Source organism: Rummeliibacillus sp. JY-2-4R, assembly GCF_053847205.1.
Map to the genome: position 1 here is coordinate 1,713,018 of NZ_CM132623.1, position 19,640 is coordinate 1,732,657.

17 protein-coding genes and 1 riboswitch are annotated in these 19,640 nt (G+C 37.7%); of the genes, 13 read left to right on the forward strand and 4 right to left on the reverse strand.

The genetic code is table 11. The annotated features are described in order from the left end of the window. Positions 1–331 precede the first annotated feature (331 nt). The 13 genes from ACWV26_RS08310 (at position 332) to ACWV26_RS08370 (ending at position 12,808) form a co-directional block, all read left to right on the forward strand. Positions 332–1,171, forward strand: a complete 840-nt coding sequence (locus tag ACWV26_RS08310; RefSeq protein WP_455897876.1) for an MIP/aquaporin family protein — start codon at positions 332–334, stop codon at positions 1,169–1,171. A gap of 31 nt (positions 1,172–1,202) precedes the next feature. Further along, positions 1,203–2,870, forward strand: coding sequence for a propanediol/glycerol family dehydratase large subunit (locus tag ACWV26_RS08315; protein WP_455897877.1), 1,668 nt, complete (start codon positions 1,203–1,205; stop codon positions 2,868–2,870). 14 nt (positions 2,871–2,884) lie between these two features. Continuing rightward, on the forward strand, positions 2,885–3,463 hold the full coding sequence (locus ACWV26_RS08320) for a propanediol/glycerol family dehydratase medium subunit (protein ID WP_455897878.1): 579 nt from the start codon (positions 2,885–2,887) through the stop codon (positions 3,461–3,463). Positions 3,464–3,475: 12 nt separating this feature from the next. Beyond that, positions 3,476–3,922: a diol dehydratase small subunit gene (locus ACWV26_RS08325; RefSeq protein ID WP_455897879.1), complete on the forward strand. Its 447-nt coding sequence runs from the start codon at positions 3,476–3,478 to the stop codon at positions 3,920–3,922. Positions 3,923–3,926: 4 nt separating this feature from the next. Continuing rightward, positions 3,927–5,777 (forward strand): diol dehydratase reactivase subunit alpha, encoded by a 1,851-nt coding sequence (locus tag ACWV26_RS08330; RefSeq protein ID WP_455897880.1) that lies wholly within the window; start codon positions 3,927–3,929, stop codon positions 5,775–5,777. Further along, on the forward strand, positions 5,774–6,106 hold the full coding sequence (locus ACWV26_RS08335; RefSeq protein WP_455897881.1) for a glycerol dehydratase reactivase beta/small subunit family protein: 333 nt from the start codon (positions 5,774–5,776) through the stop codon (positions 6,104–6,106). Before ACWV26_RS08330 ends, ACWV26_RS08335 begins: the two co-directional genes overlap by 4 nt. A gap of 19 nt (positions 6,107–6,125) precedes the next feature. Further along, a complete protein-coding gene (locus tag ACWV26_RS08340) occupies positions 6,126–6,554 on the forward strand; it encodes a GlcG/HbpS family heme-binding protein (RefSeq protein ID WP_455897882.1) in 429 nt (142 codons plus the stop codon). Between the two features lie 149 nt (positions 6,555–6,703). Continuing rightward, positions 6,704–7,255: a cob(I)yrinic acid a,c-diamide adenosyltransferase gene (locus ACWV26_RS08345; protein ID WP_455897883.1), complete on the forward strand. Its 552-nt coding sequence runs from the start codon at positions 6,704–6,706 to the stop codon at positions 7,253–7,255. A 136-nt stretch (positions 7,256–7,391) separates the two neighbouring features. Beyond that, the gene (locus ACWV26_RS08350) at positions 7,392–8,630 is read left to right on the forward strand and encodes a sensor histidine kinase (RefSeq protein ID WP_455897884.1); all 1,239 of its coding nucleotides are present in this window, start codon (positions 7,392–7,394) and stop codon (positions 8,628–8,630) included. Positions 8,631–8,635: 5 nt separating this feature from the next. Next, entirely contained in the window at positions 8,636–9,397 is a 762-nt protein-coding gene (locus tag ACWV26_RS08355; RefSeq protein WP_455898207.1) for a response regulator transcription factor, read from the forward strand. Positions 9,398–10,452: 1,055 nt separating this feature from the next. Then, positions 10,453–11,637, forward strand: a complete 1,185-nt coding sequence (locus tag ACWV26_RS08360; RefSeq protein WP_455897885.1) for an iron-containing alcohol dehydrogenase — start codon at positions 10,453–10,455, stop codon at positions 11,635–11,637. 228 nt (positions 11,638–11,865) lie between these two features. Continuing rightward, positions 11,866–12,417: a hypothetical protein gene (locus tag ACWV26_RS08365; RefSeq protein WP_455897886.1), complete on the forward strand. Its 552-nt coding sequence runs from the start codon at positions 11,866–11,868 to the stop codon at positions 12,415–12,417. 94 nt (positions 12,418–12,511) lie between these two features. Beyond that, positions 12,512–12,808 carry a hypothetical protein gene (locus ACWV26_RS08370; RefSeq protein ID WP_455897887.1) on the forward strand — a complete coding sequence of 99 codons (297 nt, stop codon included), beginning with the start codon at positions 12,512–12,514 and terminating at the stop codon, positions 12,806–12,808. A gap of 219 nt (positions 12,809–13,027) precedes the next feature. On the opposite strand, the gene ACWV26_RS08375 is transcribed toward ACWV26_RS08370, so the two are convergent. The 4 genes from ACWV26_RS08375 to ACWV26_RS08390 all read right to left on the reverse strand — a co-directional run bounded on the left by ACWV26_RS08375 (position 13,028) and on the right by ACWV26_RS08390 (position 19,320). After that, positions 13,028–16,534 (reverse strand): bifunctional 2',3'-cyclic-nucleotide 2'-phosphodiesterase/3'-nucleotidase, encoded by a 3,507-nt coding sequence (locus ACWV26_RS08375; RefSeq protein WP_455897888.1) that lies wholly within the window; start codon positions 16,532–16,534, stop codon positions 13,028–13,030. An 842-nt stretch (positions 16,535–17,376) separates the two neighbouring features. Continuing rightward, positions 17,377–17,910 (reverse strand): ribonuclease H-like YkuK family protein, encoded by a 534-nt coding sequence (locus tag ACWV26_RS08380; protein ID WP_455897889.1) that lies wholly within the window; start codon positions 17,908–17,910, stop codon positions 17,377–17,379. Between the two features lie 204 nt (positions 17,911–18,114). Then, on the reverse strand, positions 18,115–18,771 hold the full coding sequence (gene queC / locus ACWV26_RS08385; RefSeq protein WP_455898208.1) for a 7-cyano-7-deazaguanine synthase QueC: 657 nt from the start codon (positions 18,769–18,771) through the stop codon (positions 18,115–18,117). A gap of 15 nt (positions 18,772–18,786) precedes the next feature. Next, the gene (locus ACWV26_RS08390) at positions 18,787–19,320 is read right to left on the reverse strand and encodes a VUT family protein (protein WP_455897890.1); all 534 of its coding nucleotides are present in this window, start codon (positions 19,318–19,320) and stop codon (positions 18,787–18,789) included. A gap of 167 nt (positions 19,321–19,487) precedes the next feature. Continuing rightward, a riboswitch (PreQ1 riboswitch) is annotated at positions 19,488–19,532 on the reverse strand. Positions 19,533–19,640: the final 108 nt, after the last annotated feature.

Sequence of the window (19,640 nt, forward strand, 5' to 3'; positions counted from 1 at the left end):
TGGTGAAATATTATTCCCGCTTCATAAAACTGTATGTGTCTCCATATAATTTTTTCTCTATTTTAAAAATACAAAAAATGCTAATGAACATAAAAAAGTATAAAAAATGCTAGACAACGTAAATAGTGTCTAGGGACATTGTATTTTCAGAAAATTATAATAAATAAAAACAATAAAAGGAGCCGTGAAAATGATTAGAAAAATATCGTTCTAACTACTATGCAGGTAGCAGTTAATTTAAAAGGCAGAGAATTGCTAATGGAAGATGCGAGGGATATTGCCAATCGCATTTGGAGGTGACTTTTCAAAAAATTGAAAGAAGGTGTCACTCTTGAAAGAACTAAAAGGGGAATTAATTGCAGAGTTTGTTGGCAGCTTTATTCTGGTTTTTTTTGGTGCAGGCTGTGTAGCTGCTCTTGTTTTAAATGGAGCTCAATATACGATGTGGGATATAGGGATGCTTTGGGGATTAGCTGTGAGTCTTGCTCTGTATCTAACCGCTGCCATATCGGGAGCGCATATTAACCCAGCGGTCACATTAGCGCTTGCCGTTTATCGCGGGTTTTCTTGGGCTAAGGTATTACCTTATATTGTAGCACAAACAATAGGAACCTTTACGGGAGCCGCCTTAGTATACGGACTCTATTATAATGGTTTCCTTCACTATGAAACAACAAACGAAGTAATCCGTGGGAGTGCAAAAAGTCAAACTTTGGCTAGTATTTTTTCTACCTCTCCTGCTTCCTATCTAAATCATTTTCAAGCAGCATGTGTCGAGGTTGCTATAACTGCTTTTCTAGTAGCTGCTATATTTGCCTTTATTGACGAACGAAATTCATTTGCTCCTACAAAAGCATTATTTCCTTTGGCGGTAGGAATCGTTGTCGCTGCAATCGGCGGTTCCTTTGGTGTGTTAACTGGGTTTGCGCTGAATCCGGCACGGGATTTTGGTCCTAGATTATTCACAGCGCTAGTAGGCTGGGGACCTGTCGCTTTTCATGGACTAAAAGGATACTTTTGGGTTCCGCTTATCGCGCCAATGATTGGAGCGGTGATAGGGGGAGGGCTGTATGATTATCTCATCGGCAAATATCTTCCTGCTAAAGGCTCCGCTCTTCAAGAAACAGAGGGTATTCAGGAAGAAATCGTCGCTTCTTCGGAAACTTATTAATGTTAAATAATGATAGAAAGAGGGATATTTTATGCTACGTTCAAAACGATTTGAGATTTTAGAAGAAAGACCCGTCAATAAAGATGGATTTGTAACAGAATGGCCAGAAATGGGATTTGTCGCTATGTCGAGTCCGAATGACCCAAAGCCTTCTGTCAGAGTAGAAAATGGCAAGATAGTAGAATTGGATGAAAAAAAACGAGAAGACTTTGATATGCTGGACCAGTTTATTGCAGATTACACGATTGATGCAAGCATAGTCGAGCAAGTCATGGCTCTTGACAGCTTAGAGATTGCCCGAAAGCTCGTGGATATAAATGTGTCCCGTTCAGAAATTGTAAAGCTGTCAAAAGGTCTCACACCTGCAAAAGTGCTGGAAGTTCTCAATCATATGAATGTAGTGGAAATGATGATGGCTTTACAAAAGATGAGAGCAAGGAAAACACCGTCCAACCAATGTCATGTCACAAATGTGCGCGATAACCCTGTACTAATGGCGGCGGATGCTGCAGAAGCGGGACTCTATGGATTTGACGAACAAGAAACGACCGTCGGAGTTGCCCGTTATGCTCCTTTTAATGCGTTAGCATTACTCGTAGGTTCCCAAACGGCAAGGAATGGAGTCTTAACTCAAGATTCTTTAGAAGAAGCGACTGAACTTCGTTTAGCAATGCTTGGAATGACTTCTTATGCAGAAACTGTTTCCATTTATGGTACGGAATCTGTTTTTATAGACGGGGATGATACACCTTGGTCAAAGTCATTTTTAGCCTCTGCCTATGCTTCACGCGGCGCTAAAATGCGCTTTACATCAGGTACTGGTTCTGAGGTACAAATGGCCGGGGCAGAAGGGAAATCTATGCTTTATTTAGAAATTCGATGCGTCATGATGGCGAAAGGAGCAGGCGTTCAAGGGCTGCAAAATGGTTCCATCAGTTGCATTGGCATACCATCCTCTGTACCGAGCGGGATCCGTGCGGTCTTAGCAGAAAACTTGGCTACTACATTGTTTGATATGGAGGTAGCTTCAGGAAATGACCAAACTTTCTCACATTCGGAAATCCGGCGGAGCGCAAAAATGCTGTGTCAAATGCTACCAGGTACAGATTTCATCTTTTCCGGATTCGCTGCTGTACCGAACAACGAGGATATGTTTGCCGGCTCTAATATGGATTCTAGTGATTTAGACGATTACTTGATTATTCAGCGGGACATGATGGTAGACGGCGGATTAAAGCCGGTGGATGAAGAAAGCGTTATTGAAGCCCGCTACCAGGCGGCTAAAGCTTTACAAGCTATTTTTGAAGAGCTGGGATTCCCGGTTATTACAGATAAAGAGGTGGAAGCGGCCACTTATGCCAATAGCAGTGTAGATATGCCGCAGCGAAACGTTGTTGAAGATTTAAAGGCGGCAGAGCGAATTTTACGAGATGGGATTTCGGGATACGATATAGCTCTCATCTTAGCTAAGCGTGGATATCGACAAACAGCAGAACGGATTTTCAATATGCTGAAACAAAGGGTAGCAGGCGACTATTTGCATACATCGGCCATTATTAATAAAGATAATGTCGTTATAAGCGCTGTAAATGATGAAAATGATTACATGGGACCTGGAACAGGCTACCGTCTCAGTCCGGAAAGATGGGAAGAAATCAAAAACATTCGTCAAGCCATCAGTCCGAAAGACTTTGATTAAGGGAGGAACCGAACATGACGACATTAGGATTTTCAATAGAGATGAAATTAACGGAAATCGGACCGGCAATAAAAGGGACGAACCCTAGGGAAGTTATTGTAGCCATAGCCCCTGCTTTTGGAAAAGAAATGAATAAAACGATTATGAAAGTCGATCACGCTTCTGTCCTGCGTGAAATCCTTTCTGGGATTGAGGAGCAAGGAGCTGTTCCACGTGTCATTCGCAGCTTGCGCACGGCTGACTTGGCTTTTATGACGCACGGAGCAGCCAAAATGAGCGGTTCAGGCATCAGCATCGGCTTGCAGTCGAGGGGAACTGCAGTGATCCATCAGCGTGATTTGGATCCGCTAACCAATCTTGAACTATTCCCACAATCTCCGTTAATTACTCTAGAAATGTACCGGGCGATGGGACGGAATGCGGCAATGTATGCATTAGGGGAAAGCCCGAATCCTGTACCTGTGGTAAATGACGAAATGGCACGGCCTAAATACCAGGCGGCTGCAGCCCTGCTTTATTTAAAAGAATGCCAGTCGCTTGTGCCAGATCAGAAGCCTGTTGAATTAAAAGCAGAATTTATAATAAAAGACTAGGAGGAAAAACAGATGGAAAATGTAACAAAAGAACAAACGAAAAGCTTAACAAAAGAAAACTATCCGCTCGGTTCAAAAAGTCCGGATTTGTTATTTACACCTACCGGAAAAGCCTACAAAGAGTTAACTTTGGATGCTGCTTTAAAAGGAGAAGTAACAGGAGCAGATTTGCGCATCAGTCCAAAAACGCTTGAAATGCATGCAGACATCAGTGAAAGTTTAGGAAGAACACAACTGGCGAAAAATTTCCGTCGAGCTGCTGAAATGATTAATATATCGGATGCTCGTATATTACAAATCTATAATGCTATGCGCCCTAACCGTTCGACTAAAGAAGAGCTTTTAGCGATTGCCAGTGAATTAGAAGAAGAATACGGAGCGACAGAAAACGCTGGATTAATCCGCGAAGCTGCAGATGTGTATGAAAGGCGCGGAAGATTAAGGAAGAGTGAGGACTAAAAGAATGATGAAAAAAATTTTAGCCGGTGTAGATATCGGCAATTCATCGACTGAAGTGGCGATCGCAAGTGTGGAGGGAGATTCTAAATTTCTTTCCCAGCATTTAGTCAAAACAACGGGCATAAAAGGAACTACTGATAATGTGAAAGGCATCCGCCGTGCTTTGCAGGAAGCGGCTAAAAAGGCAGGCATCGAGCTAAAAGACATTGATCTTATCCGGTTGAATGATGCCGTGCCAGTTATTGGCGATTTGGCCATGGATTTGATTAGCGAAACGATTATTACCGAATCTTCCATGATCGGCCATAATCCGGATACGCCAGGCGGAGCCGGTTTAGGTGTCGGGACAACGGTTTTAATTGATCAATTATTTGACGTAGAGGAAAAAGACCAGGATTATATTGCTGTTATACCTAAATCTTTTGATTATGAATGGGTTGCCCAACGCCTGAATCAGGCAGAAAGCGAAGGAATTTCCATTACCGGCGCGATTGTTCAAAAAGATGACGGGGTGTTAATACACAACCGCCTGAACAAAAAAATTCCCATCGTAGATGAGGTCGCTTTAATTGGAAAAGTTCCTCTTTTGAAACTGGCAGCGGTAGAAGTTGCTTTACCGGGTCATGTGATTCGGACGTTAAGCAATCCATACGGCCTTTCTACCGTCTTTCAGTTGGATCCAGACCAGACGATACAAATTGCTTTAGTCGCTAAAGCATTAGTCGGCAACCGATCAGCCGTAGTGATCCGGACACCGCAGGGGGAAGTGGTGGAACGGAAAATAGAAGCGGGGCGGGTCATTTTAATCGGGACGAATAACCAACAGCTGGAAGTATCCATTAATGATGGGGCAGAAGCCATTATGAATACGTATGAAAAACTAGAAATGCTGGACACGCTGGCAGATGTCCAAGGAGAAATAGGAACGAATGTCGGAGGGATGTTTAACGGTCTCCGCCATGATTTAGCAGAGCTCACCGGACAATTGCCAAACGAAATTACCATCTCTGATTTTTTGGCCGTTGATGCAGTGATCCCGACCTCTATTAGCGGAGCAATGGCGGGTGAGCTTTCCATGGAAAGCGGCGTCGCTTTAGCCTCAATGGTAAAAACAGATAAAGTCCCTGTTCAAAGAGTTGCGTCTTTATTGGAAAAAGAAATTGGAATCGCGGTAGAAGTTGGCGGTGTTGAAGCGGAAATGGCCATCCGCGGAGCCTTAACGACGCCCGGTACGAGAAAACCGATTGTTATTCTCGATATGGGCGGTGGTTCAACCGATGCTGCCATGATGAATGAAGCCGGCAAAATCATTTCAAGCCACTTGGCCGGTGCAGGAGACATGGTCACGATGCTGATTAATTCTGAACTCGCTTTAGGGGATAAGGAACTGGCTGAAAAAATTAAAAAGTATCCTTTAGGAAAAGTGCTGAGTTTATTCCATATGCAGCTAGAAGACGGAACGATGCTATTTTCCGAAACGCCTTTTCCTCCGTACACATTCGGGAAAGTAGTGATTCGGGAAGAACAGGATCTCACACCTTTATCAAGCAAAGCATCCATGGAAAAAATCAGGGAGATCCGGCGGAGCGCCAAGCGGAGAGTGTTTGTGACGAATGCGCTGCGCGCTCTTAAGCGAGTCATCCCAACAGGCAATTTAAAACACTTGTCTTTTGTTGTCATGGTGGGGGGATCGGCACTTGACTTTGAAATTCCGCAAATGTTAACAGAGGAACTAGGCAAGTATGGCATTGTAGCCGGTTTTGCCAATATACGCGGGACAGAAGGCCCGCGAAATGCAGTTGCTACCGGCTTGGTCTTATCCTCTGTCGGGGTCGGGCATGAGGTATTAAAATGAATAAAAGCAAAATTTATATTACGATTTTATATAACAGCGCTCTTTCCCCTAGCCAAATTCAAGAAGTCTGTGCCGGCTTGGAAGAAGAAGGGGTTCCATTCTTACTTCAAAAGTGGGACAAAGCGGGCAGTTTTATTGAACTAGGGAGGGAAGCAGCATCCAAATCCCCTTTGCAAGTGGGCATAGGCATTGATCAAAATGGAGATTTATGTGTGCATCACGAAAAATTGAAGCAAGAAGAACCATATTTACAAGACAGCCTTCAAAACGGGCGCAAATTAGGAAAGAACGCAGCCCGTTTGATTAAAGGCTTGCCACTATCTTTTTAGCAGGAAAGGATGGGAAAAGATGAGTCAGATCAATTTAGAATTAGCGAAAAAAATAATTGAGAGTGCTGAAAAGGAAGCGAACAAAATCAAAGTCCCTATGGTCATTAGCATTGTTGATGAAGGAGGGAATTTCATAATCTGCCACCGAATGGATAATGCTTTGTTGGTCAGCGTGGATATTGCCCAAAACAAAGCATGGACTTCAGTAGCTATGAAAATGCCGACAGCAGATTTGGCGCAGGCAGCCGGAGCGGGTAAAGAGCTTTATGGTATTAATACAACAAATAACGGACGGGTTGTCGTGTTTGGCGGAGGAATCCCATTACGGAAAGACGGGCAAATCATAGGTGCGGTAGGCGTCAGTGGTGGTTCTGTAGAACAGGATATACGAGTCGCGCAGTCAGCTGTGCAAGTATTTAGTGAGTTGGAATATCTGTTAAACGGTTAATCTATTTGCAGAATATAGTTTTTGATTATCTCGTTTCATTATAGACGAATACTAAATTATGTTCAAAACGTACCCTTGGGACCAACTATTATTTCTACTTCTTTACGGTTCTAAGGGTGCAATCTATTTAAACAGAAAGGATGAATATATTGAAAGTTTATACAAAATCTGGTGATAAAGGTGAAACAAGTCTTGTTTATGGAAAAAGGGTTTCCAAGGCAAATGATCGTGTGGAAGCTTATGGTACTTGTGATGAAGCTAATTCAATGATTGGATTAGCTCTTTCATTTATACCGAAATCCAATAAATGGGAGCCAATTATACAACAGTTACGCATTATTCAAACCAAACTGTTCCATGTTGGAGCAGAGTTAGCAACTCCTACAGGAAAAGACGTTGGATGGCCTATATTGGAATCGGACGTAGTTTTCTTGGAAAAAGAAATAGATAAAATGGAAGAAAGCTTACCATCTTTAACAAACTTTATTTTACCAGGTGGTTGCGAAGCGGGCGCAGCCCTTCATTGTGCCAGAACTATTGTCCGAAGAGCCGAACGTTGTGCAGTTGTGATAAACCTAGAGGAAAAGGCAAACGTTACAGCTATCAAATATCTTAATCGCCTATCAGATTATTTATTCGTTGCTGCTCGCTGTGTAAATCAGCAAATGCGAAAACAAGAACCAACCTTACATCAAGATTAGAATATATTTGTTAGAAGCGGTAATTTGCAAAAATTGCTGATCTATTCATAATTTGGTACTATTAAATATGAGAACGCTTTCTTTATGTGTGAAATATAAGAGTTATAGCGGAGGGATAAGTTGGGAGGGATACAAGATGATTTTTAAACTTAAAAATATCGTAGATTTGAAAACTCTCCAGGAAATTCAAGATCGCTTTGCCGACGCTACAGGTTTGGGAGTTGTTATTTCAGACGAAAATGGAACACCTGTTACAAAACCTAGTAATTTTACCAACTTTTGCTCCTATATACGTTCATCATCGAGTGAGGGATTACGGGGATGTATGTTATCAGATGAACGTTTGGGAAAAATGGCAGCTAAACAGGGAAAGCCAACCATTCACCGTTGTCATTCTGGTCTAGTTGATTTGGCTGCTCCAATCATTCTCGATGAAAAATACCTGGGAGCAATCCTTTGTGGTCAGGTATTAATTCAAGGACAGGATAAAGAGAGACTTGATCAGATTCGTCGGAATACAAAAAATCTTCAGATCGATCAGAACGTTCTCGATCAGTATTTTGATCAAATTGAATTCACCAATCAAAAACGGGTAGAGGCAGCGGCAGATATGCTTTTTCTAGTTGCTAATTATATTGTTAAGATGGGTGCAACGTATCTTACCCAAGAAGAATTGAATCAAAAAAGTCAAAAATTGATGGAAGAATTGCAGCTTCGTGCACAATTGGAAAAAACATTACAAGAAACGCAACTAAAGGTTTTACAGTCACAAATTAATCCTCATTTCTTATTTAATACTTTAAATACGATTTCACGTCTGGCCTATCTTGAAGGCGCTGAACAGACGCAGGAGGTTACATACGCGCTCGCTAAAATACTACGGTATAGTTTGCGTAATATAGACCAACTTGTAAGTTTAAAGGAAGAGTTAGAGCATGTACTAAATTATTTAAATATTCAGCAATCTAGATTCCGAAACAAAATACAGTATGAACAAAGTTTGATTTTTGATGTTGATTCTATAAGAATACCTATTCTTTGTGTCCAGCCAATTATTGAAAATGCTATTCTACATGGGTTTGAATCACAAGATAAAGTGGCTATTAAACTATGTTGTTTTTCCAGGAATGATAACGTGGTAATTGAAATTTCTGATAACGGTGCAGGTATTTCGAAAGAAAAATTATCATCCATACTTTCAGATGAAAAAACCAAAAGTAATGGACATACTACAGGAATTGGTATAAAGAACGTACACAAACGAATTCAACATTATTTTGGAGAAGGTTATGGAATTACAGCAATTGAAAGTAGCAAAGGAGCAGGGACCAAAGTTCAGATTACAATCCCGAAAGTTGGAGGTTATTTGGCTTGAAATTAATGATTGTGGATGACGAACCGTTAGAACGGGAAGTGTTAACATTGATGATCAAGAAACATAACTTTAAAGTAAATCAATTTTTCGAGGCGGAAAATGGTGTTGATGCTGTAAAACTAGCCAAGGAAGAGCAGATGGATCTCGTGATTATGGATATCAAAATGCCTAAAATGGATGGTCTAATGGCAGCGGAGATTATCAAAAAGGAAGTTTCTAATTGTCGAATAATTTTCCTTACGGCTTATGATGAGTTTGATTTTGCCTATCGTACTATTAAATTGGGAGCGGATGATTTTTTATTGAAACCAGCTCACTCAGAAGATATTCGACGAACCTTAGCAAAGTTTATACCAACACTTGATATGAACCCAACTCCCACGCATTTAGAGGAGTCAAGTGAGCATTACGATATTAAAAAAGTCAGAAATTATATCGAGCTTAATCTTCATAGCGAGTTAAATTTAAAGAAGTTATCCAAACTAGTCCATCTTAATTCACAATACCTTAGTCGTTTGTTTAAACAGGAAACTGGGTTTACTATTACACAATATATAACTAGTCGCCGTTTGGAAAAAGCAAAACATTATCTTGATCATACGAGGGAGACTGTTGCAGAAATCAGTGAGAAATGTGGGTTTTCCGACTCGAATTATTTTGCGAGGGTTTTCAGAAAATATGAAGGCACGACACCAACGCAATATCAACAACAAGCTATTGTTGGAAGAAAGAAACGATTAAATTCATTTAATAATTTTGTAATGTAGAGTATACATTTTTTATAAATGAGAGATATAGAAAAAGCGGTTTATCATGCCTATTTCAATAAAATAAAGTGAACAAAGAGGAATGATTCTACCGAGTATAGACAGTTTTTTTCGCTATCCTTTCGATTGAATTAGCGTCCAATCTTGACAATGCCGGAGCTAGTATTGCATATGGAATAAGGAAGATCCGTATTCCCTGGTTTTATAATTTTATCATAGCGTTTATAGGATTTTTGCTGTCGCTTGCAGAAGGGATATTTGGAAAGTAGATGGTCCTTTGGCTTATGCCTGCTATAGGTAAATTAATTGGGATGATCACACTTGTTATAATTGAAATTTCAATATTATATCAACCACTATTTAATAATACATTAGTAAAATATGCATCTTAGAGTAACCCTTTCCTTAAAATTTTACGTTACCCAGAGGAAGTGGATCTAAACGGATCGAAAACTATAAGTTTTAGTGAATCAATCTTACTGGGAATCTCCCTATCCGTGAATAATTTAGTGGGTGGGTTTGATTCTGGTGTCACTCACCTTAGTATCTGGGAGACCTCATTTATTTCTGGAGTATTAAGTTATATATGTGTTAGCCTATTCGTTTACGTGGGAAAATATCATAGAATGGGAGTTTAATGACTTAATAGATGATTTTAGTGATAAAAACGGAGAAGGGAATTCATCGATTTTCGTTGACATATTTTTAGGTACTATTCTTGAGATAGACGGGATTAAAAAACTGTTAAGTAACAATAAGTTGATCCGTTTAAGGGGTAGAATGTTGAGTAAATCTCCTTGTCCTAAAGACAGTACAATAAAGAAAAAAGGTGTCTCTTTTGCGAAAAGAAGTCTAGGGGATGAATCAAATTCCTTTCCATTAATTTAAAATTTACAAGGATTACTATGCCCGAATATAGAAGATGTAATTGGGCAAGACCTTGATTTCTTGTTCCATGAAAGAAGAATTCTTGTTGTCTTTTAGATCTGATTGAATCGGTATAAACCACATAATATTTGAAAGTTATATAGCATAACATTTGAGGGGGAAGCGGAATGATTCAAACTAAAACAATCTATATAGTGAATTCACCAGGAACCATCATTTATGGAAAAAATGCATTTGACGAAGTAGGGGAATATGCAAAAAAACTAGGAACGAAGGCACTGATTATTAGTGACCCAATCATGGATCAATTAGGAATTGTCAGCCAGTGTGCCTCCTTATTGAAAACAAAAGGACTGGAATCTGCTGCATATCTGGGCGTGACGTCAGAGCCAGTGGATACGTATGTCTCAAAAGGCCTCGATATTCTGGAGTCAGAAGAATGTGATGTCATTATTTCAGTTGGTGGAGGAAGTTGTATTGATACTGCAAAAGCAATAGCGGTCGTTGCAACGAATGGTGGCTATATTGGGGATTATATGAACCGACAAAAGTTAGCGGAAATCTCGCCGATTCCACACATTGCCATCCCGACAACTGCGGGCACGGGTTCAGAAGCAACAGATGCTACGATTATTACAAACACAACAAATGATGTAAAAATGATGATTAAACAACCTGCATTTTTGCCAATCGTTGCTATCGTAGATCCGATTTTAACGCTCACAACTCCGCCTTCAATTACAGCTGCTACAGGGATTGATGCTTTAAGCCACGCAATTGAAAGTTATTTATCTCGCTTAGCCCACCCATATTCCAATATGTTGGCGCTATCAGCAGTTGAACTAATCGTTAACAATATACTTACGGTTTACGAACAAGGTGATAATATTGAAGCGCGAGAAGCAATGTCCATCGGTTCACTTCAAGCGGGACTTTCATTCTCTAATGCTTCAGTGGCCCTCGTTCATGGTATGTCTCGACCAATCGGAGCACTATTCCATGTCCCACATGGTATTTCAAATGCCATGCTGCTTCCAGCTGTCTTAGAATATTCAAAAGAAGACTGCATCGATCAACTTGCAGATATCGGTCAATATTTTAACAAAGAAGAAAAAGAGCTAACCAAAAATGAATTATCCAATTTGGTGATTGAATCTATCAAAGTACTATGCAAAAAGATGAACATTGGAAACTTGCAAAAATGGGGAATTGAAAAAGATGCCTTTTATGAAGTAATTCCAAAAATGGCGACAGACGCTCTCGAAAGTGGAAGTCCTGCTAACAATCCGAAAATCCCATCATATGAAGAATTAATTGATTTATATAAAATTGTTTATGATTATGCATTTTAAATAGAAAAAAAACCACCGAAAATAGTGAGATTCGGTGGTTTTTTGGTAGAGATTTAACCTAGAAAGTTTAAAATAGGAATTAACTATCACACAAAATTATGATGGGGAAAACATTAAATACTAGTGCTATTGAAGTTTATAAAATAGAATAATTTTATGAAGAAGAAAACACAAGTGTGGAACTAATCAGTAATAATTGTATAAAAAATTTTTTGAGGAGGAAAATCCTTGGAAGTAACTTTCCTTACAACACCTGAATCTTATGGTGAAATTCCTTTCTATACTATGGGAAATATACTGTTTGAATGTGGGCTCTATTTTGAAGATAAAAAAGAGGAGAAAAGAATAAATTTTTGTGTAAATTGGATAGAAAAAATAAATAATTATCCAATCTATTATCTATTTGAAGTTTATGATTTTATGACTTTAGAAATAGATAAGGCTCTGAAAAAGAAAAAAATACAATCCACTCGATCTGTGTTTCAAGAAAGATATTATTACAAAGGTATTTTCCAAAATATAGAACAGCTTATAGAAATCTTTCCATACATATATGGTAGCGGTAGTATGGAGCAATTTGCTGCTATTTCTTTAAATGAAGATGTAATTGATTTTCAAGAAACAGTTCCTATTATAAAAATGAAAGAAAATGCAATTGTCATCGCAGTTGATGTAGATGGGGATTCAATCTTATTTTTATCGAATGATCATGACTATAAGAATATTTCAGAACTAATAGAAAGCTTGCCAAATAATGTTCAATACAGATTTAATGAATAATAAAGCTTCGATAATTCACAGTCAATTATTATTATCCCGCATATAAATGTTTTATATAGTATGAGATGTTTAATTGTGAATTAGGAGGTCTCAAATGAAGGGGCTTTTAATTATTGGAAACTTTTTGATGTCAGGTGTCATTACATTTTTTATTTCTTTATTTTTTGCAGAAGGAGCAATTGCTGAAAATTATTCAAACGAAACATACGTAGCACCTGAATTCTTTTTAATCTTTGGGGTATGGGTGATAGGTGCAATATTGCTGGGACTCTTTTTTTCTAAAAATAAATTTAAGAATACGCCATATTGGAAAATCTTTTTGGTTAACATTTTGCTGTGGTTTACAATCCCAGTCGGTTTTTTCTTTAGCATGATGTTGGCTAATTTATAAAGTATGTCTAAAAGTTAAAAGGACTAGCGAAGGGGGCTAGTCCTATCAAAGTAAGGAGATGTTAAAAGGCCTCATTCAATAATCTCATTGGGCAAAGAGATTACGAATGATTACCTATATCTTATTATAAAAAGTAGTATTATTAAACTAACGAAATATAAAGATATTGTAAATTTTAAATAAAGTCTATCAAGAACATAGTATTCCGAGCATACTCTTCTAATCCACTCGTTGAATTCTTCCTTCAGGTCGATATTCAATTGAGGAAGGAAGTGATTTCACAAATTCTACTGATGCATCTAAGTCAGTTGGACCAACTTCCATGTTTTGAGAACGATCTAAAATGCCGTATTTTAGATTTCCGTACATATAGTTGTTCACCACAACTGTATACTCTTTTGTAGGATCCATTTTACTACCATCCGGTAAGAAGAGATCGACCACTTTACCAGTTTTACTAGAATCGTCATACGTATAAGTGTATTTAAATCCTGAGATATGGAAATCAAGTCCTCTATCCGTAATTTGGTTATTTAAAACTGCACGAATATCATCGCCACTTAATGATACTTTATTAAGTACATTTCCGAATGGTTGGATGGCGAATAGATTACCGTAAGTAACTTCACCAGCATTTAAATTTTCACGAACTCCTCCACCATTCATCATGGCAAAGTCTGCATTCATCGAAGCTTTCATACTGTCTGCAATTAGATTACCAAGGGCAAGATCACCATTTTGTCTTGCAATAGTTGGATATCCTTTTTCCATACTTGATGAATTTTGACCAACCACTTGTGCTTTAATTGGTGCTACTTTGTCTTCATACTTTTTCATAATGGCAGAAACTTCAGGATCTGGTTTATAGGCATTTTGGTAAACAGTTTTAATTTCAGCAGATTTTTTTACAATATCATGTGTTTCTGGGTCAATTTCAACATCTACATCAGAGAAAGCAGAGCCATATGAATAAGCTTGGACGATTAATTTATTGTCAACAACGCGATTTACGCCAACATGATTATGTGCTGCAAAAATCACATCGACTTCATCGTCCACTTGTTCAGCAATTTTACTTGCATCGAACTGATCAGTATAACCTGTTTGTGTAGCAGGATTATGTGCAAGTACGACGATGGATTTAATGCCTTTATCCTTTAGTTCTTTTGTATATTTATTAATTGCTTCTACTTCGTCTGTAATCTTAAGAGATTCATTCCCTTTTGTTACAATCATATAAGGAGTTTCTTGCGTTACTACTCCGATAACACCAATTTGTTGACCTCCAACATTAAGGACAGTGTAAGGATCTGTGATTAATTTTCCATCACGCATATCATATGCGTTTGCCGCAACGATTGGGAAGTTCATACCATCATATCCAGGGTTACCTTTTGGATGATCGCCACCTTTGATCATTCGTTGTAACTCATCAATTCCTTCATCGAATTCATGATTACCAAGAGTTCCTGCGTCAAACCCGATAGATTCCATCACTTCGACAGTCGGTTCATCTTGGAATAGGGCAGAGATTAATGGACTACCACCAATCATATCGCCTGCATGTAAGATTAACGTATTAGGATTTGTTGCTTCTTCTTTTCTTAAGGCTGCAGCTGTATATTCCATACTTCCAGCAGTCAGGTCACCAATTTTTGTAACAGTATCTAACTGACCGTGTAAATCATTGACGCCTAAAAGTTGTACCTTCACATTTTGATTTAAATTGATTTTGAAGATGCCAAAACCTTTTGCATCTGTTTTTCCTGTGTAAGAAATAGGGTTATCTTCTGAAATATAATCTTGTGCTTTTGGTGAAGTTGTAAACGTCACATTTGTATTTCCAGGGATTGGTGCAATAGACCAATTCTGATCAGCGGTTGGTGTAATTTCTTTTTGTTGAGCAATATAATCCATTAAGATTTGACGGTTTTCATCGGCAGAATCAACAACGAGTTCGCTATTTTTTAAACCAGGGAAGTTACCGCCACCACCTGCACGATAGTTATTCGTAACCACGATAAAATCTTGATTAGGATCAATTGCTTTACCATTATACGTTAGATTCACTACACGACTTGAATCTGGATTAACAAGTGTACCGTTTGGTGCATATTTTGCAGGTTTTGTTACATCAATTTGATATTGTACGCCATCAATGACATCAAAGTTAAACACTTGGAAAGATGGATTTAATAAAGGTTGTTCTGTTGTCTTATTTGGGTCAATTGTGTTGAATTGACCAGCTGACATTTCAATCCATTCTTTCACTGTAGAACCCTTTACTTTCACAGCTTTTAATGTGTTGTCATAAAGATATAAATCACCAGCACTACGAATCGTTAGGTCGCCTTTTTTAATTTCAGTATATTCATCGACACCATTTCGACCGGCTTTAAATGGTGCTCCAACAGATAAAATTGGAAGATCCTTAAGTTCTGGTTTGTTCAAGTTAATATAATTTTCAACATACCATTTTTGCGCATTTGTTACGACTTGAATAGATGAATCATCTTGAACTAGCGAGAAATAACTATAAATATCATCCGTTGTTTTGCCGATTGGTGTATTGACATATTTGATTGTTGCTTCGTGTTCAGCTTTTACAGCTTCAGCGATTTTTGCATCAGGCTGTACATTATTAATTTCCCGTGTAGAAGATCGTGAATCAGCAACATTCCATTTACCCTTCACTTTTTCTAACGCTAGGTCAATAATTCCTAATGATCCACCACCGTAACCAGCTTGTACTGCAGCAACCCCATTAATTGTCCCTTTTTGGTTATCTATGCCAGGTAAAGGTTGTCCATTTTCATCTTTGAACAATACATCTAGACTCGCAACATCTTTTGAAGGGAATAGTTTATGCGTATGTGAAAAAGTGATTGCATCAATGCCAGGCACTTCGCTTAATGCATAAACAGTATCTTCTGTGTTTGCTGCACTTCCGCTAAATCCTGAGTGTGCTAATGCGATAATGACATCTGCGCCTTTCTTTTGCATTTGAGGAATATACTTTTTCGCTGTGTCTACGATATTTTTGGTGATGACTTTTCCGTCAAGATTTGCTTTGTCCCATTCATTGATTTGTGGGGGAACAAATCCAATATAACCAATTTTGATAACATTCGTTTTGCCGGATTCATCTGTTACTTTTTTATTGACAATTTTATATGGAGTGTATTTATTCTTATCATTGTTTGGATTATTGTCATGATCATCTACATAGACATTTGCATTAACAAAAGAAAATTTCGCGTCATCATATACTTCATCAAGATAGTCTAATCCATAGTTAAATTCATGATTGCCGAGTGTGGCCATATCATAACCCATCATGTTCATAGCTTTAATCGCTGGATGAACTTCACCATCTTTTAGAGGGTCAATTTTTGCTTTATATGTACCAAGTGGAGTTCCTTGTATCAGATCACCATTATCCACTAATACCGTATTTTTCGCTTCATTTCTCGCTTGTTTAACTAGAGTTGCCGTTTTTGCTAGACCCAATTTTGGAGCAACGTTATTTTTGTAATAATCATAGTCAAGTAGATTTGTATGAATGTCTGTGGTTTCCATAATTCGAAGGTTGACTTGTGATTGAACTTTTGTTTCGTTGTTTTTTGCATCTGCAGTGCCATTTGGAGTAAATGAGGATGCGAACAAACTAATTGCCAATGTGCTCGATAAAATCATCGAGGCTTGAAATTTACTACCTAATTTCATTTAGTACACCTATCTTTCTGAATTTTTTGACTCTACTAGTCCCCTACAGAATATAACATCATAATATTAAGATAGTGTTTATATTTTGTTAATTATACAAAAATTGTATTTTATACCTATACAGGCGTTGGTTTCCTAGTAGGAAATACTTGAGACTGTCAAGGGATGTTTTTGGGTTTTGAATGTGATTGTAGGTATTTTTACACAATTGAGTATTTAGGATTATTCAATATAAATTTACTAAATGTGGTTCTATATAAATCTATTGTTAGATATCAACACAGCTTGCTCAGATATAAAAGCAATATACTTTTGACTCAATGAAAAATTTATTTTGTATCAGATTTAAATTTTTCTAGGTATTTCTTATTGAAAATGATAGATATTGCCATAATACTATGAAGTAGAACAAATGTTTGGTATAATTCTATTAAGATAGATGGAACTAGTAGGGGGATTGAAAAAGACAAAGAGGCTTTATTCGCAGACTAACTGCGTCGCATCTTCATATTTTGTCTGCATGATTATTTGCATGGAGACTTGGGAGGTGGTGCGATTGACGGTAAGTGAGGCATTGATGTTTGCTATATCCTTTGGAACATTAATCGTTATGATTCTTTCGTTTAACCAAAAAAAATAACCCTTCCAAGTTTAAAACTACGGATGGGTTACTTATACCTTTAAGTCAGTACCCCAAAAAGGGACCAACTATCGATTTATTGGACCATTTAATAGGCGAATATTAGATGGTCCTTTTCTTATTAGTATATGGTGGCTCAGGCTCTTTTTCAAGTTTTTAAGAGTAGTTTAAATGATTTTGTTCGTATGCGAAGTTGTTCTATCTATCTTGTATACCGATTCGCATAATGAGAGGCCACAAACGCATTTGGTTTTATTTTAGGCTCCACTCCTATGGATTCTATGCGTGCTACCATCTCTTGTACAAATTCCCTTGTTTTGTTTCGTTTGCCTGCTCCAATATCGATATGACCTTCCATAGTAAAGGAGGATCCTTCATAGATGTACGGAAGAACAATATCAATCAAATATTTTTTCTTTTCTTCAGTGAACATGGAGACAATTTCTTCTGTATAGGAAAGCTCCAAAGAAATCCGCTCATGTAGATGAAGCATTTTCCTAGGTATAATGATTTTTCGGATGCAGGCCCATACCCCATGACTCTCATTCAAAATCACGATTCCGGTGATAAATACGGTAGTTGTTTTATGAACTTGCGAATCGGTGCCTACAATAAGTCGGTAATTTCCTTTAGGATCTCCCCTCATGAAGTCAACAATATGATGGAATACGTCTTCAAATGACATATTTTTTTCTTGCAGATTTTGAAAAGGATTGTACTGAATTGGATTACCCATCTGTCACCGCTTCTTTCCTTATTGGAATAGAATTGCTTATGATATTATATTTAAATATATTTAACGCGTGCGGGAGAAATGACTCTGGTATTGTTTGCGATTTGTAAAGATATTTACATTTGAAGTAGTCCAGGCATAATTTTGCACTAGTTTCCTATGGGGAATTAAAAAAGATGCTGACCTCAGGAGATCAGCATCTGTATATTATTTTGATTTTGTTGCCATATACCGTTCATATCCGTTCGAACGCAGTTCACATGCAGGGCACTCACCGCAGCCATCACCTTTAATCCCGTTATAGCAAGTCAGAGTTTTGGTACGGACATATTCTAATCTGCCAAGTTCATCTGCTAGTTTCCAAGTGTCTGCTTTGTCTAACCACATCAAAGGCGTATGAATCACTAAATGTTCATCCATCGCTAAGTTCAATGTAACATTTAATGATTTCACAAAATCATCTCTGCAGTCTGGGTAGCCACTAAAGTCGGTTTCACATACACCTGTAATGATATGTTTCGCACCAATTTGATTGGCTAAAACGCCAGCAAACGAAATGAATAGTAAATTACGTCCGGGAACAAAAGTGGAAGGTAACTCTCCATCTTCACCAGCTTTTACTTCGATATCGTCACGAGTAAGAGCATTTGGCGCTAATTGATTCAATAAAGACATATCTAAAATATGATGTTTGACACCTAAATCATTGGCAATTTCTTTCGCACAATCAATTTCTGTTGCATGTCGTTGATTGTAGTTAAAGGTTACTGCCTCAACCTCTTTAAATGTTTTTAGAGCCCAAAATAAACAAGTGGTACTATCTTGACCACCACTAAATACAACAATCGCCTTTTCATCTTTCAACATAATATTTCACCCTTAATTTGCAAATTCTGTTTTCGTTAATTTCGTAAACTGAAGAACAAGTACTCCTAAGAATTGCATGATAATTTTAATAATAATTTGACCTAAAATCGCCATCCAAACTGCATCCCAAGGAACAAATCCAGCTCCAATTGGTGATAATCCTAAGATTACAAATACAGTAGAATCCAAAATACCACCCACAATCCCACTATAAAGAATACGCATGCTAATGGATGATTTTATGCGTGAATAAATTTCCGTATCCGTTGTCTCAGAAATAGCAAAACTTACGGCGCTAGCAAAAACAATCCATAGTGTATCACCAAGCAAGTAACTTGAAATCGCAGAAAGTAATAAGGCAAGGCCTATAAATAGATAGGTTGTTTTCTTTCCATATTTATTTTGAACCAAATCCCGCAAGATAAAAGTTGCCCCAATCAAAAATGACCCATAAGGAATAATAAACACACCTAGTTGTAAAGGTGCAAAGCTAGCTGTAATCACATTTGCCAGAACAATTGCACAAAGATAGAAAAATACTGTCATTAAAAAAACTCCTTTAAATAGTGATTTCTTTCATTTACTAAAAGAATCAAACAAGTTATGTAACAAACAGATCACTATTTAAAAATACATATGTACATCTCCTCTCTTATTTCTAAAAACAAGAAGGATTCTAGCAAAATAAAAAACTATATCGCTAAAAATATAGTTTATCCCTAGTTTTTTATAGAGGGTTGATCTAGAACCTCTCTTACCATTAGTAAAAGTTTATTCAATTCATTAGCAATAGTAACACACTTTTGGGCATTTGTTTAATTTATTTTTTATTAATATCTGCAAAACTTAATCCGAAACTGGTACTG